The sequence below is a fragment of the Marinobacter sp. NSM genome (assembly GCF_052380025.1).
Lineage (GTDB): Bacteria > Pseudomonadota > Gammaproteobacteria > Pseudomonadales > Oleiphilaceae > Marinobacter.
The window spans coordinates 157630-172318 of the sequence record NZ_JBQTCK010000002.1; the positions used below are offsets into that span (position 1 = coordinate 157630).

The following is a 14689-nucleotide window of genomic DNA, read 5'->3' on the forward strand; positions in this document are numbered from 1 at the left end:
TCCATGGATTTCAGCCAGGGAAGTGCCCTGCCATGACCGTTCCGCAGACAGAATCATTGAATCTGCCCGTAACAATGGAACCGGATAATCCCCTGTGGCGTTATGCACTGGCCTGCTGGCAAAACCCGGAGCTGGCCGAGGCCTGCCTGACGTTGCAGGCCTGTGACTGGAGCGTCACCCGAATTCTCTGTGCCGGCTGGCTAGGGGTGAACGGGCACCTGTTCACTGGCGTTGAGGACGCTAAGGTAACAGAGTGGCGAGCCCGTGTAACCGGCAGCATTCGTTCGGCCAGAAAATCCATTCCCCGGCATCATATTGGTTGTCGTGATCTCCGGGAAGCGCTGGCCCGGGCCGAACTAGAGGCCGAGCAAACCGAACTTGCCCTGGCCTGGCACACACTGACACCCAGGTACCCGGAGACTGGCAACATGCACAATCGCAAAGCCGCCATCCAGCAAAACCTATTGGCTGCAGCACCGCGTCGGGAAGCAGACACCCGGGCACCCATATTACTGGACACGCTGGCAGGCCTCCTGGCTGCTGCGGCAGGAGAACCACAGCCATGATGATGAAATGGCTTATTCGGCTATCGTTTCCGGCCCTTGGTCTGCTGTTGTTATTGATTTTCTTTGGCCTGGGGGACCCGGGCAAGGTCTCCGAGCCTGCGGCTGAGGAAAAGCCCGAAGCCATCCCCTCGTTTGAAGGTTTGCTGCCGGCCCCTATCCCCACCGAGGGCCCGGAAATTGTCTTCAAATGGCAGGATACCGAAGGTAACTGGCATTATGCCGACCAGCCACCGGCCCAGGGCCCCTGGAATACGCTGGCCATCGAGCGGCCAGGCAAGAACCTGCGCAACGAGCGCCGGGCCGACAATGACAACGACTGGCGTTCGCCTTATCGGGCACCCTTCTCCCTTGCCCCATCCCCCGGGGATAACGAGACCTGACGCCAACAGCATCACACTGTTACCACAGTTTCAGTGGCATCCTGCCGCTGAACCCGTTACCTTTCCTGTTTGCCAAATCCAAGTGGGCCGTCAGGCCCTGTTACACGCGCAAAGGATACCAGTATGAAGAAAACCCTGTTAGCTATCGCCATGACCGGCCTGGTTGCCGGCTGCTCTACCGCCCAGGATTCCGCAAAGGACCCCGCTCTGGACACGACGCCGGAGAAAGTCAGCTACGGCATGGGCCTGGTGCTTGGTGAGCGCATGAGCAACGACCTGCCTGACCTGCAAATGGATCAGTTCCTGCAGGGCATCCAGCACGGCCACGCCGGTGACGAGGAGACCAAGCGCCTGACCCGGGAGCAAATTCAGGAAGCACTGATGGCCTACCAGGAGGAGCTTCAAAGCCAACAGGAACAGCAATACAACGAACTGGCCAGCCAGAACCTGGAAGCCGGGGAAGCCTTCCTGGCCCAGAACGCTGAACGGGAAGGCGTGGAAACCACCGAGTCCGGCCTGCAATATGAGGTCATCGAGGAAGGCGACGGCAACAACCCGACAGCTTCAGACCGTGTACAGGTACACTACACCGGTGAGCTGATCAACGGCGATGTGTTCGACAGCTCCCGTGATCGTGGCCAACCGGTTACCTTTGGTCTAAACCAGGTGATTCCAGGCTGGACCGAAGGCCTGCAACTGATGAGCGAGGGTGCCCGCTACAAGCTTTACATTCCTGCCGATCTGGCCTATGGCCCCGGTGGCAATCAGGCGATCGGGCCCAACGAAACCCTGATTTTTGATGTGGAACTGCTGGCAGTCAACCCGGAAAACGAATAACTCCGGGTAATAAAAAACGGCCTGAGAGTTCAGGCCGTTTTTTTGAAAAGCGCTTTTGTCTGGCCGGCTTCAGGCAGAGGCCATTTTTCCGGCATGGGCATTATGCAAATGCTCGATCAGGAAATCTTCCATCTCGAACCGGCTTTCCAGCACTTCACCCAGCTCTGACAACTCTGAGAACAGCTCCCTGACGTCGTCTTCGGTCAGCAGTCGACCATCAACGCGATCGTTGAAATTGAGAGCCACACCGGTCGTCTGCTCAATCCGGGGATAGACCTTTGCCGCCAACTCCAGGCCGCCATCGTTAAACTCACGGGCTTCCTGGATCAATTGTTCGTAGACTTCGAAGTGCCCGGCAGACACATAGTCGACCAGCACCTCACAGAGGCGGACAAACTTGTCTCGCAGCATCTCGGTCTGGGAGAAATCGGTCTCGGTCGACAGATCGCAGTAGCGCACCAACAGCTCCTGGCGCTCTTTCAGCCAACGGTCGATCAGCTCGCTGACTCCGCCCCAACGCTCCCTAGCGTTTCTGCAGTTCTCCAACATGACGTCTGTCTCCCCTCAGTCAGTCTGCCTGATAAATGGCCGTTCACTTGATTGTCGTCATGACTGGATCAAGTTACCCCAAGGCCATGGTGGCCCGCAACCGTTTCAGCCCTGCAACCAGTTTTTCGGCCGATACCGGCGGAACATCATCACCAGGCCAACCAGCACCAACAAGCTGAAGAACACGGCTGTCCAGCCAGGAATGCTCAATCCGAGAAAGCGCCAGACCACTTCGGCGCAATCACCGGTGCCTTTCAGGGCCGTCTGCAGCACCTCAAACCAGGGCAACACCTCAAGCATGTAGTCCACCGACGGCCCACAGGCGGGTACCTGATCTTCCGGCAGGCTTTGCAGCCACAGCTGCCGACCAGCAATGCCCAGCCCGGTGCCGGCGGTCAACACCAGAAAAAAGCCATACACCCGGTTACCAAAACCGGCGGGACCATGGAGAAACGCAATCAGGGCTACCAGCCCTGCGCCCATAAAGCCAAAACGCTGCAACCAGCACAACGGGCAAGGCTCCAGGCCCATGACGTGCTCCATGTAAAAGGCCACGGCCAACAGAGCTGCGCACAGAAGAAAAACGACGCCGAACACCCATCTGCTTGTCAAATCAACACCCCGGAATCATCATGTAAGCTGATGCTGCCAATCCTAACCCATGAAGAACATTGCGCCTATGACCTTTCACCGAAAATACGTCCTAACGCTGTTACTCGCTATCGCTTCCCTGATCGCCTGGCCGGCCATGGCCGAGGAGGAGACAGAGGAACGGGGGGTAACCGACTACATCGCCATGGAGCCGGCATTTGTGACCCATGTGGGCGAACCCGGCAACAAGGTCATTTACCTGAAGGCATCGGTAACCCTTCGTGCCTCGCAGGAGACAACGAGAGCCGCCGTACAGGCCCATATGCCGCGATTGCGGCACGAACTAGTGATGCTGTTCGGTGAGCAGACGGACGTTGACCAGCTCACTACTCAGCAGGGCCAGCAAGCGTTAAGAGGGGAAGCCGCACAGCGGATCAATACCGCCCTGGAAGAACAGAAAACCGGTGAGCGCATCACCGGCGTGCTGTTTACGGAATTCGTGGTGCAACGGTAGGTCAGGCGATACGGGAGAACAGGTCGTCGCTGGAGGGCTGCTCCGCAGCCACCTGGCCGGCATCATCCCAACCCGCTTCCCAGGCGGCGATGATCACCTCACCCCGATACGGGCAGCGGTTTTTGTCCATGCCCATGGAGCCCGCCATGTACCCCTGGCGATACGCCTTGTTGAGGGCTTCCACATTCCATCCGAGCTTGATATCTCTTGCCATGGCGCCGTCTCCTTACCTGTTGTAAACAAAAGTAACAGCAGGTAACGAAGCCGGCAAACCCTTCTGTGGTTTCTGTGCGTCACGTCCCTTTCGGGTTGTGACTCAACCAAGGCTCACGAGCGCAGATACTGTTCCAGGAAGGTGGCAAACGGAAGGTTATCCGACTGTTCCTGGGCTTCCTGTTCGGCCAGGGATTCCCGTGACATGCGCTGGTAATCCGCCAGCACGTCCGGAGCCAGTGGTTCGTTTCTGAGGGTTTCCTGGTGCTGCCGGGACAACGCCAGCACCCAGTCCCGGTGACCCAGCCCGGAGGCTTCCATCGACGCCAGTACGCGGGCCGATGGCACAGACCATTCCTGCCCCTGCAACTTTTCACGCTGGGCTGCCAGGGCTGAACGGTAGGTCTCGTGCTGACCCCAGCTGTCCAGCAACTCCGCCAGCGGCTGCAAGCGATCCAGCAACTCACGGGCAGCATTACCCACCGGCACCCGCTGGCCACCCTGGCACACCCCCAGCTCCTGCCAGCGGCCTGATGCCACCACATCTTTGTAGTTGTCATCCAGCCGCTGACATTCGTCATCTCCGATGCGGGGAGAATCGGTCAGCAGGCAGTCAAGCAGGAACAGATCCAGAAAATCGATCTGCGCCCGGTTGACCCCTACCGGCGAGAATGGGTCCAGATCCAGGCAACGTACCTCGATGTATTCCACCCCACGAGCATCCAGCGCCTGGATAGGCTTCTCAGCACGCTCGGTGGTGCGTTTGGGACGAACGGCGCTGTAATACTCGTTCTCAATCTGCAACACGCTGGTGTTGATCTGAATAAACTCGTCGTTACGACGGGTGCCAATGGCTTCATAGGCCGGCCAATTGGTATGGATAGCCTGATCCAGGGTACGTGTGTAAGTGTCCAGCTCGTTGAAACAGATGTTGAGAGAGGCCTGGGCATTGTTGTGGTAACCCAGATCACCCATCCTCAGCGACGTGGCGTGTTTGCCATACCAGGTTCTCTCGTCAAACCGGCTTAGGTCATGCTTCACGCCGGCAACGAAACTGGCGTCCAGGGCTGGGGATGCACCGAACAACAGCATTAACAGCCAGCTTCGGCGGCGGAAATTGCGGATCAACCAGAAATACTGGTCGGATTTGAAATCCTTCAGGGCATCCTGATTACCGGTCAGTTGCTGCCATTTATTCCAGAAACTGTCGGGTAACGACAGGTTGTAGTGGGCCCCGGCAATACTCTGCATGATGCGACCGTAACGCACAGCCAACCCCTGCCGATAGACATGCTTGAGCTGACCAATGTTGGAGCGGCCATATTCAGCGATGGGAATGCTCTGATCGCCATCAATCTCACAGGGCATGCTGGCCGCCCAGAACACTTCGTCACCGAGATTCTGCTGAACAAACCGGTGGGTGTCTCGCAGCGATGCCAGCATGGCCTCAGTGGAGCTGAATACCGGGGTGATAAGCTCCAGCAAGGCTTCGGAATAATCGGTGGTGATCCGTGGATGGGTCAGGGCCGAGCCCAGCGCCTCCGGGTGCGGTGTCTGGGCAATGAAACCATTGGCATCCACGCGAAGGCCTTCTTTTTCGACCCCTTTGAGAAAACCGTCCCAATCGCTGGCCGCAAACTGGTGAAACAGGGAGTGGCGGGATTCAGCCATGGTGAGCTCCTGTTGGCGCGATTGCCCCCTCGTGAGGAGCAATCGCGTTGAATCGATAAGGTGATTTAACGACCGTTCTTGCGGGCAGAGGCCAGCGCCTGCGCCAACGCACCCGCCATGGCGCCCTGCGCCTGGCCCTGACCACCCTGGGGTTTGCGACCACCGGAGCGACCTGCGTTGCGGTCGGCGCCCCGGGCTGGCTTGGCCTGGGTCTCGGCACCGGGCTGGTCATCCATACGCATGGACAGCCCGATGCGTTTACGGGGAATGTCCACTTCCATCACTTTGACCTTAACAATATCACCGGCCTTGACCACTTCGCGCGGGTCTTTTACGAAAGTATGAGACAGGGCGGAGATGTGCACCAGGCCGTCCTGATGCACGCCGATGTCAACAAAAGCGCCGAAATTGGTGACGTTGGTTACCGAACCTTCCAGCACCATGCCTGGTTTCAGGTCATTCAGGGTTTCCACCCCTTCCTCGAAGTTGGCAAAGCGGAACTCGGGGCGCGGGTCGCGGCCCGGCTTTTCCAGTTCGGAGATGATGTCTTTGATGGTTGGCAGGCCAAACTGTTCAGTAACATAGTCCTGAGGGTTCAGGCTGCGCAGAAACGCCGAGTCGCCAATGATGCCTTCCACCTTGCGACCATTACCCTTCGCGATGGCCTCAACCACACCGTAGGCTTCCGGGTGCACCGAGGAACGGTCCAGCGGGTTGTCGCCGCCAGCAATACGCAGGAAGCCAGCCGCCTGCTCAAAGGTGCGCTCACCCAGGCGGGAGACCTTCAACAGCTGCTTGCGACTGACAAACTTGCCGTTCTGGTTGCGGAAATCGACGATATTCTGGGCAATGCTCGGGTTCAGGCCGGATACCCGGGTAAGCAGAGGCACGGAAGCCGTATTCAGGTCGACCCCAACGCCGTTTACACAGTCTTCAACCACTGCATCCAGGCTACGGGACAGCTGCACCTGGGAAACGTCATGCTGGTACTGGCCAACCCCAATGGACTTGGGTTCGATCTTTACCAGTTCCGCCAGCGGGTCCTGCAGGCGGCGGGCGATGGACACCGCACCACGGATGGTAACGTCCAGGTCCGGCAGCTCCTTTGAGGCAAATTCCGAGGCGGAGTAGATGGACGCACCAGATTCGTTCACCACAATACGGGCCAGCTTCAGTTCCGGATAGCGTTTGCACAGGTCGCCCACCAGCTTCTCGGTTTCCCGGGACGCGGTGCCGTTGCCGATGGCGACCAGCTCAATCTGGTATTTCTGGCACCAGGCCGCCAGCTGGGCGATGGAGGGCTCCCATTTGTTCTGGGGCGCATGGGGGAAGATGGCCCCGTGGTCCACCACCTGGCCGGTGCCGTCGATCACCGCGACTTTCACGCCGGTACGCAAACCGGGGTCCAGGCCCAGGGTTGGCCGGGGGCCGGCCGGGGCCAGCAACAACAGGTCTTTGAGGTTGGCGGCAAACACGTTGATGGCTTCGGCCTCAGCAGCTTCTCTTACCTGAGACATCAGGTCGGTTTCAATCTGGGTAGAGAGCTTCACCCGCCAGGTCCAGCGCACCACTTCCGACAGCCATTGGTCGGCGGCCCGGCCGTTATCCCGAATACCCCAGCGCGCGGCTATCCTCTGCTCGGCAGGATGGGGCTGGCGGCGATCATCTTCGACATCCCCCACCACCAGCGAGTAAGTCAGTATGCCTTCGTTACGTCCGCGCAGAATGGCCAGGGCCCGGTGTGACGGTACCTTTTTCAGGGGTTCCACGTGATCGAAGTAATCCCGGAACTTGGCGCCTTCGTTCTCCTTGCCGTCCACTACGGTGACTTTCAACTGACCTTCCTGCCAGATGAAGTCACGCAGCGAACCCAGCAACTCGGCGTCTTCGGCAAACCGCTCCATAAGGATGTGGCGGGCGCCTTCCAGCGCGGCTTTGGTGTCTGCCACGCCAGCTTCCGGGTTCAGGTAACCGGCGGCGGTGGCTTCCGGGGCCAGCGTGGGGTCGCCAAACAGGGCGTCAGCCAAGGGCTCCAGCCCGGCTTCACGGGCAATCTGGGCCTTGGTGCGGCGCTTGGGCTTGTAGGGCAGATACAGATCTTCCAGGCGGTTCTTGGTGTCTGCCTCCTGGATGGCTGCGCGCAGCTCATCGGTAAGCTTGCCCTGCTCATCAATGCTGTTGAGGATGGTGCCGCGGCGGTCTTCCAGCTCGCGCAGGTAACGAAGACGCTCTTCCAGGGTTCGCAGCTGGTTGTCATCCAGCGAGCCGGTTACCTCTTTCCGGTAACGGGCAATAAACGGAACGGTGGCCCCTTCATCCAGCAAGGCAACGGTGGCATTAACCTGTTGCTCGCGTACGCCGAGTTCGTCGGCAATGCGCCGGGAGATACTGTTCATGCAACCTCTGTGTATTATCGCGTTCGGAATTAATGCGCAAAGGTACAGCGGCTTACTGCTGCAGGCAAGCGGACTGGTTACGGTGGTTCAGGAATTGTACAAGGTCATTCCAGGGCATGGGGCGGGCAAAGTAATAGCCCTGGATCTCATCACAGTGCTGCTGGCGCAGGAATTCCAGCTGGCTTTCGGTTTCAACACCCTCCGCCACCACGCTGATCTGCAGGCTGTGGGCCAGGCTGATGATGGCCCGGATGATGTGCTCGGCATCCGCCGACTGCCCCAGTTCCTGGACGAAGGATTTGTCTATTTTCACCAGGGAAATGGGCAGGTGTTGCAGATTGCTCAGGGATGAAAAACCGGTACCGAAGTCATCCAGGGCAAAGCTGATGCCTAGCTGATTGAGTTCCCGCAGGCATCGCTGGGCGTAATCCGGATCATGCATCATGGCGCTTTCGGTCAGTTCCAGCTCCAGCAGGCTGGTGTCGACATTGGCGTTGAAGATGATTCGGAAGATGGTTTCGGTCATTTTGCGGTCGTGGAACTGACGGAACGACAGATTGACCGCAAACACCAGGCCGGGAAAGCCCATTTCGGCGCTTTCCTGCAGGCGCTTGCAGGCCTGCTCTATAACCCAGTAACCAATGGGTACAATCAGGCCACTGCGCTCCGCCACCGGTATGAACTCGTCGGGCCCCACCAGTCCTCGTTTGGGATGATTCCAGCGCAGCAGACACTCGACGCCACGAACCTCTTCGGTCGCCAGATCGATTCTTGGTTGATAGTAGAGCTCCAGCTCTTTACCGCGTAAAGCGTTGCGCAAATCCGCTTCCAGCCGGAGCTGGTAGCCAGCAGAAATATGTAACTGCCGGTCATAGAACCGATAACTGGTACCCGGGTCCCGTTTGGCCTCGAACATCGCCCGGTTGGCCCGTCTCAGCAGTTCTTCGGGGCTGTCGCCCGCCTCGGGATAGGTGGCCACGCCCAGGCTGGCGCTGACCACAATCATCTGACCGTCAACCGTCAGCGGCTCATCCAGTGCAACCACCACCTTACGGATAATCTGGGTAATATCGAGCGAGTCTTCCACCTTCTCGATAATAATCGCCAACTCGTCGCCGCCGATGCGCATCAGCGAATCCACCCGGCGCATCTTCTGGCGCAGCCGCTCCGCCAGCCGGAACATTAACTGGTCGCTTTTCTGATAACCGAAGGATTCGTTGATACTGCGAAAATCATCGACATTGAGGTGCAGTAGTGCCAGCCGGTGGCCAGCTCTCTCCGCCCGCAACAGGGCCTGCTGCAGGCGATCAAAGAACAGGTCCCTATTGATAAACCCGGTTGCCACCTCACGGCCCAACTGGCCGTGGGCCGACTCGGACAGCTGCACCCGATACCAGAGATACTTCACTGCCCGACGGAAGTTCCAGCGATCCAGAGTCTGCCGGCACAGATAATCGGATGCACCGTCACGCAGCAGCTCTCCTGCACGCTCGTTACAGGGTTCCGCGCTCAGCGCTAGCACCGGTTTGTCTTCACTGGATACGGACAGGTACTGCAGAAAGGCCTGTTCGTCACCACCGTGAAAAATGCAGTCCCAGACAATGACATCGAAACTGGCGTTGCGGATAAGATCATCACAATCCACCAGGTCCGGGCACCATATGGCGTCCGGACTGATTTCCGGATCGTCGTCCAGCAGCGCAGATAACCACAGAAAATCCGAGTATTCCGGGGTCAGCACCAGCAGGCGTAGACGATCAGGTCTGGTGTCCAGAGACAGTGTCATCGAGCAAAATCCATGTGTCGGCCAACAGCAAAGTCCATTCTAGGAAGCATAGCTGATAGATCGCCAAGGTACAGAAAGTCTGGCTGGTGTAGAATAGCTCCACGCTAAAAACCTCTCCAGGGTTCCCTATTTGGTCTCTACATTGTGAACAAGCTCAACCCGAGACAACGCGAAGCGGTTCGCTACGCCGAAGGCCCTCTGCTGGTGCTGGCCGGAGCCGGTAGTGGCAAGACCAGTGTGATCACCCGCAAGATCGCCTATCTGATTGAAGAGCTGGGCATTCCCGGGCGACACATTGCGGCAGTGACCTTCACCAACAAGGCGGCCCGGGAAATGAAGGAACGGGTCAGCCGGATTGTTGATCGTGGTATGGCCCGGGGGCTGATCGTGTCCACCTTCCATAACCTTGGCCTGAACATTATCCGGGAGGAACATACTCATTTGGGCTACCACCCCGGTTTTTCGATCTTCGATGCCGAAGATGCCAAGGCGCTGCTGCAAGACCTGATGATGCGGGAAGCCAGCGCCGAGGCCGGCGACGAGCTGAACGATGTTCAGATGACCATCTCGTCCTGGAAGAACGCCATGCGTAGCCCGACAGAGGCCTACAGCAAAGCCGCAGACGAGCGGGAACAGCGGATAGCCATTATCTACAAACACTACAACGAGTATCTGAAAGCCTATAACGCAGTAGACTTTGACGACCTGATCCTGCTGCCCGTGCAGTTGTTCCGTGACACCCCGGAAGTACTGGCCAAGTGGCGCCGGAAAATTCGTTACATGCTGGTAGATGAATATCAGGACACCAACGTGTGCCAGTACGAACTGGTCAAGCAACTGGTCGCAGAGCGGGCGGCGTTCACTGTGGTGGGCGATGATGACCAGTCCATCTACGCCTGGCGCGGCGCCCGGCCGGAGAACCTGGCGCAGCTCAAGGAAGACTTTCCGAGCCTGAGGATCGTCAAGCTGGAACAGAATTACCGCTCCACCGGCCGGATTCTGCGTAGCGCCAACACGGTGATTGCCAACAACCCCCACGTGTTCGAGAAGGCCCTGTGGAGTGACCACACGATTGGTGAGGAAATCCGCATCATCCGTTGCCGTAACGAAGACGCAGAAACCGAGCGGGTGGCCACGGAGATCCTGGACCAGAAACTGAAGAACGGGCTCGATTTCAAAGACTTTGCCGTACTCTACCGGGGCAACCACCAGGCCCGGTTGCTGGAAATGAAGCTGCAGGCGTATCAGATTCCCTACCGGATTTCCGGAGGACAATCGTTCTTCTCCAAGAACGAGATCAAGGATGCGATGTCGTACCTGCGCCTGATGATCAATCCGGATGACGACGCCGCCTTCCTGCGGGTGGTGAACGTGCCTCGTCGGGAGATTGGCCCGCGCACCCTGGAACAGCTGAGCCATTATGCCCGCGCTCGCAACGTCAGCCTGTTCAAGGCACTGGGCGATATGGGCGCGGAAACCCATGTCACCGAGAAAGGCCTGGACAGGCTGCGCCGCTTTGCCCACTGGGCGGACAAAACCTGCGAACGGCTGTTTTCCGAAAATCCGATACCGGTGATCAAGCAGCTGTTCACCGACATTGAATACGAGGAATGGCTACACCAGCATTCCGGCAGCCCGAAGCAGGCCGAACGGCGGATGGAGAACATCTGGTACCTGGTGGAATCGATCCAGCGTATGCTGGACGACGGCAAGGGGACCGCCGATGAACTGGGCATAGAAGATGCCATCGCCAAACTCATTCTGCGCGACATGATGGAGCAGCGGGAGGAGGAAGACGACAGCGACAAGGTGCAATTGCTTACCCTGCACGCCTCCAAGGGCCTGGAGTTCCCCCATGTTTTCATCATGGGCCTGGAAGAGGAAATCCTGCCGCACCGTACCAGCATTGAGGAGGGCAACATCGAAGAAGAGCGTCGCCTGATGTATGTGGGTATCACCCGGGCCCGGGAAACCCTGGCACTGACCTATGCCGCCTCACGCAAACAGTACGGCGAGAAACTGGAAACCATTCCCAGCCGGTTTCTGGACGAGCTGCCGGAAGACGATGTTCGCTGGGAAGGTCTCGGGGACCAGGACGAAGAGGTCAACCAGAAGAAAGGCAAGGCAACCCTGAGCGCCCTGCTGGGCGACCTCCGCGAGTAATACTGTCAGACAATATTACGTCTTTTGAAACTTTACCCGCTCCCCTTCGTATACATAGATTGTGGTCGTATAGACCACCGCATGCCAAACAAATACAAGACAAGGGAGCATACGATGAGTAGAACAAGAATCGGTTTATACCGGGGCATCCCCATTTTGTTGGGCGCCGCCTATCTTTCAGCCTGCGGCGGTGACGGTGCTGAATCGGGCGATACCGCCAACCCAAGCACCGAGGCGCCAGCAGTCGCAGACGCGGCCCAACCGTCGCCCAGGCCGCTGCCCGCCATCCCGGAGAATTACTCACCTATCGGCGTGTTCAGCGCACCGTTCGCCGAACCCACCATCGTGGTGGATGGGGAAGTGGTCGAAACCGACGAAAAGTGCATCACCACCGAAGACGGCCTGCAGGAATGCAAGCCGGCGGCCGGCACCATGGCGCTGCTTCCTGACGACCGTATTCTCTACCTGAATGCACTGGAGGGAACCGAGAACGTTGAGCTGTCCATTGTCGCGGAGTTCGGCGAGGTATCGGTAAACGACCAGACACGCGTGCTATCACTGGGTAACGACGATCGCCCTGACTGGCTGAAACCCTCCCCGCTGCGAGGTGGCGCCAACCCGGACGGAAACGACAGCGAGACATTGCTAGGCGGAACACCATTGGACGGTTTGCTGGATACCGCCGACAACACTGACCGGAACGATGGGGCCTTGTTCTGCTCTGATGTGATCGGGTTAGCCGATGGCAGTGTCATGGCCGTCGGCGGCACCGACTATTATTCCGAACCGGGCATTGATGGCTTACCCCTGGGGGTAGCTGAGCTGGAAGGCATCAAGAATTCCCGTATCTTCGATCCGACCACCAATACCTGGCGGCAAACGGGAGACATGAACTTCGGCCGCTGGTATCCCTCGATGGTCACGTTGCCAGACAGCAAGATCTTTGTTGCCAGTGGCGTCACCAAACTGCTGAAGCCGGTCTATCCCGAGGAGCCCCTCAACTCCGGTCGCAACGTGGTGCAAACGGAAACCTTCAACCCCTGCACCGGCGTATGGAACCAGAACCCCAGCACCGCAGACCGCTCACTGCCGCTATACCCCCGCTTGCACCTGCTGCCTAACGGCCACGTGCTCTACAACGCCGGCGGGCAGGCTTTCAATCCCTTTGGCCAGGGCTATGACCAGGCGCTCTGGAACATCGTTGCCACCTTTGACCCTGCCAGCCAGCGCTGGAACGACATTGGCTACGCCGGCCTGCCGTTGCGGCTGGATGAAATCGGGTTAGGGCAGCTTGCCAGCACGCTCAACCTGACCAACCTGACGGCAGAGCAACTCCAGTCGTTTACCGAAGACCTGTTATCCAGTACGGATGGACTGATCAGCTCTGTCACAGATCTGCTGACCAGCCCGGACGATTCCGTCCTGACACCCGACACGCTGGTTAAAGCCATCGGCGGCGGCATGCGAGGGTCCACCTCCTCAACCATGCTGCCATTGAAACCAGACGAAAACGGCGAGTACAACGACGTTGAATTACTCACAGCCGGCGGTGTGCCCAGTTACGCACTGCTGACCAGCCCCGGCGGTTACCTGCCCACGGATCAAAGCCGGATTGACCGGATTGAAACCAATGGTGACCAGATTGACTACGAATCACGGCTGACCGGCGCCCTGAACCAGCCACGCTGGTATGGCACCAATGTGGTAATGCCCGATGGCAGCGTAATGGTATTCAGTGGTGGCACCCGAGACGGCGTCGTATTACCGGGGCTTGAAGGCGCCATCATGACCGCGGAGCGATTTGATCCGGACACCGAAACCTGGACCGAAATGGCCAGCGGCCATCGCCCAAGAACCTATCACAACACCGCGGTGTTGATGGCCGATGGCCGGGTGATGATTGGCGGCCACGCTCCGATCAACACGGCGTATTTGTCTCACATCAGCCTGGAAGACTTCGGACTGTCCCCAAACGATGGCCGGGACCCAAGCTTCGAGATCTACACACCGCCCTACGCCATGCGTAACGATCGGCCGACCATTTTGTCTGCACCGGAGCAACTCAGTGTTGGCGATAGCTTTACCATTCAAGTGGACCAGGCCCAGAACATCGACAAGGTGTTGCTGATCCGGAGAACCGTGATGACTCACCTGATCGATGGCGATCAGCGGGCCATTGAGTTGCCGGTTAAGGCTCGCAACGGACGTAACCTGCAATTGGAAATGCCAAGCAAACAGAGCGTGGTGCCTGCCGGGCAATACATGCTGTTTGTCAGCAAGTCTACGCCGGAGGGTCGGGTACCCTCGGTTTCCGCACCGATTTCCGTGATGAACGACGCGCTCCAGTGCCAGGGCGATACCACCATGGCGCAGCTGGGCCGGGACATGCTTGAGCTGTTGCCTGGCGCATCCAGCTAAGGAGGCGATCATGCAGATGACGAAAAAGGCGCTGACATTGGCTAAGGCCGCAATGTTTGCACTGCTAGGCTCAGCTTTACCCTCAACCTTGCTGGCGCACGGAGCCGTTGAGGTAGACAACGCGCCCGAACACATCATTCAGGCGAGCATCAGGCAGTCTGCAGCGATTCCCGGGCTGTCTGCGGTTATCCTGGATGCGCCACAACCGGGCATCCTGGTGTCTTACCGTGGGAGCAATGTTCTTACCGTAGAGGACACACAAGGCCAAGGTTTGCTGAGGTTCAGCCCGGAAGGCGTGATGGCGAACCGTTCGAGCGCGGACTGGCCCGGCCTGAGCGAGGCAAGACCGGGCATGGTCAGCAGCCGCAACAAGGACAGCTCCTGGGTAAAGGTGTCTGCAACGCCCAGCTTTGGCTGGCTGGATCCACGCCTGGGCGTTGAAGACGGGGAGCGACTCTGGCGAATTCCCGTTATGACTGATTCGGGCGCTCAGTCTGAGATCAAGGGGCGGCTAACCAGAAACCCACTACCCAAGGACGACCACCACTGACCTGCATAAAATAAAACAGCCCCTTTGTAAGGGGCTGTTTTATTCAACCAGAGAT

The 14689-nt window shown here is 58.5% G+C and carries 13 protein-coding genes; 7 read left to right on the forward strand and 6 right to left on the reverse strand.

Annotation, left to right across the window (positions count from 1 at the left end; genetic code table 11):
• Window positions 1-32 precede the first annotated feature (32 nt).
• The 3 genes from ACTZWX_RS04780 (at window position 33) to ACTZWX_RS04790 (ending at window position 1783) form a co-directional block, all read left to right on the forward strand.
• Complete coding sequence (locus ACTZWX_RS04780; RefSeq protein WP_444712953.1) at window positions 33-566, forward strand: DUF2390 domain-containing protein; 534 nt, start codon at window positions 33-35, stop codon at window positions 564-566.
• Window positions 563-946 carry a DUF4124 domain-containing protein gene (locus tag ACTZWX_RS04785; protein WP_444712954.1) on the forward strand — a complete coding sequence of 128 codons (384 nt, stop codon included), beginning with the start codon at window positions 563-565 and terminating at the stop codon, window positions 944-946. The genes ACTZWX_RS04780 and ACTZWX_RS04785 overlap by 4 nt, the downstream gene beginning before the upstream one ends.
• Window positions 947-1069: 123 nt before the next feature.
• Window positions 1070-1783: an FKBP-type peptidyl-prolyl cis-trans isomerase gene (locus ACTZWX_RS04790; RefSeq protein ID WP_152437168.1), complete on the forward strand. Its 714-nt coding sequence runs from the start codon at window positions 1070-1072 to the stop codon at window positions 1781-1783.
• Window positions 1784-1852: 69 nt separating this feature from the next.
• Here the strand turns inward: ACTZWX_RS04790 and rsd are convergent, their stop codons facing one another.
• Both rsd and ACTZWX_RS04800 read right to left on the reverse strand, forming a co-directional pair.
• Window positions 1853-2332, reverse strand: coding sequence for a sigma D regulator (gene rsd / locus ACTZWX_RS04795; RefSeq protein ID WP_444712955.1), 480 nt, complete (start codon window positions 2330-2332; stop codon window positions 1853-1855).
• 105 nt (window positions 2333-2437) lie between these two features.
• A complete protein-coding gene (locus ACTZWX_RS04800; protein ID WP_072678674.1) occupies window positions 2438-2944 on the reverse strand; it encodes a disulfide bond formation protein B in 507 nt (168 codons plus the stop codon).
• A gap of 67 nt (window positions 2945-3011) precedes the next feature.
• On the opposite strand from ACTZWX_RS04800, the gene ACTZWX_RS04805 reads away from it, so the two are divergent.
• Complete coding sequence (locus ACTZWX_RS04805) at window positions 3012-3437, forward strand: flagellar basal body-associated FliL family protein (protein ID WP_152437166.1); 426 nt, start codon at window positions 3012-3014, stop codon at window positions 3435-3437.
• A gap of 1 nt (window position 3438) precedes the next feature.
• Here ACTZWX_RS04805 and rmf read toward each other — a convergent pair whose 3' ends face one another.
• The 4 genes from rmf to ACTZWX_RS04825 form a co-directional block, all read right to left on the reverse strand.
• Window positions 3439-3651 carry a ribosome modulation factor gene (gene rmf, locus ACTZWX_RS04810; protein ID WP_444712956.1) on the reverse strand — a complete coding sequence of 71 codons (213 nt, stop codon included), beginning with the start codon at window positions 3649-3651 and terminating at the stop codon, window positions 3439-3441.
• A gap of 113 nt (window positions 3652-3764) precedes the next feature.
• The gene (gene gshA, locus ACTZWX_RS04815) at window positions 3765-5321 is read right to left on the reverse strand and encodes a glutamate--cysteine ligase (RefSeq protein WP_444712957.1); all 1557 of its coding nucleotides are present in this window, start codon (window positions 5319-5321) and stop codon (window positions 3765-3767) included.
• A 65-nt stretch (window positions 5322-5386) separates the two neighbouring features.
• A complete protein-coding gene (locus ACTZWX_RS04820; protein ID WP_444712958.1) occupies window positions 5387-7717 on the reverse strand; it encodes a Tex family protein in 2331 nt (776 codons plus the stop codon).
• A gap of 52 nt (window positions 7718-7769) precedes the next feature.
• Window positions 7770-9503: an EAL domain-containing protein gene (locus tag ACTZWX_RS04825; protein ID WP_444712959.1), complete on the reverse strand. Its 1734-nt coding sequence runs from the start codon at window positions 9501-9503 to the stop codon at window positions 7770-7772.
• A gap of 144 nt (window positions 9504-9647) precedes the next feature.
• On the opposite strand from ACTZWX_RS04825, the gene rep reads away from it, so the two are divergent.
• From rep to ACTZWX_RS04840, 3 genes are all read left to right on the forward strand, one after another.
• A complete protein-coding gene (gene rep, locus ACTZWX_RS04830; protein ID WP_444712960.1) occupies window positions 9648-11666 on the forward strand; it encodes a DNA helicase Rep in 2019 nt (672 codons plus the stop codon).
• 114 nt (window positions 11667-11780) lie between these two features.
• A complete protein-coding gene (locus tag ACTZWX_RS04835; protein ID WP_444712961.1) occupies window positions 11781-14084 on the forward strand; it encodes a galactose oxidase-like domain-containing protein in 2304 nt (767 codons plus the stop codon).
• A gap of 10 nt (window positions 14085-14094) precedes the next feature.
• Window positions 14095-14634 (forward strand): hypothetical protein, encoded by a 540-nt coding sequence (locus tag ACTZWX_RS04840; RefSeq protein ID WP_444712962.1) that lies wholly within the window; start codon window positions 14095-14097, stop codon window positions 14632-14634.
• Window positions 14635-14689 lie beyond the last annotated feature (55 nt).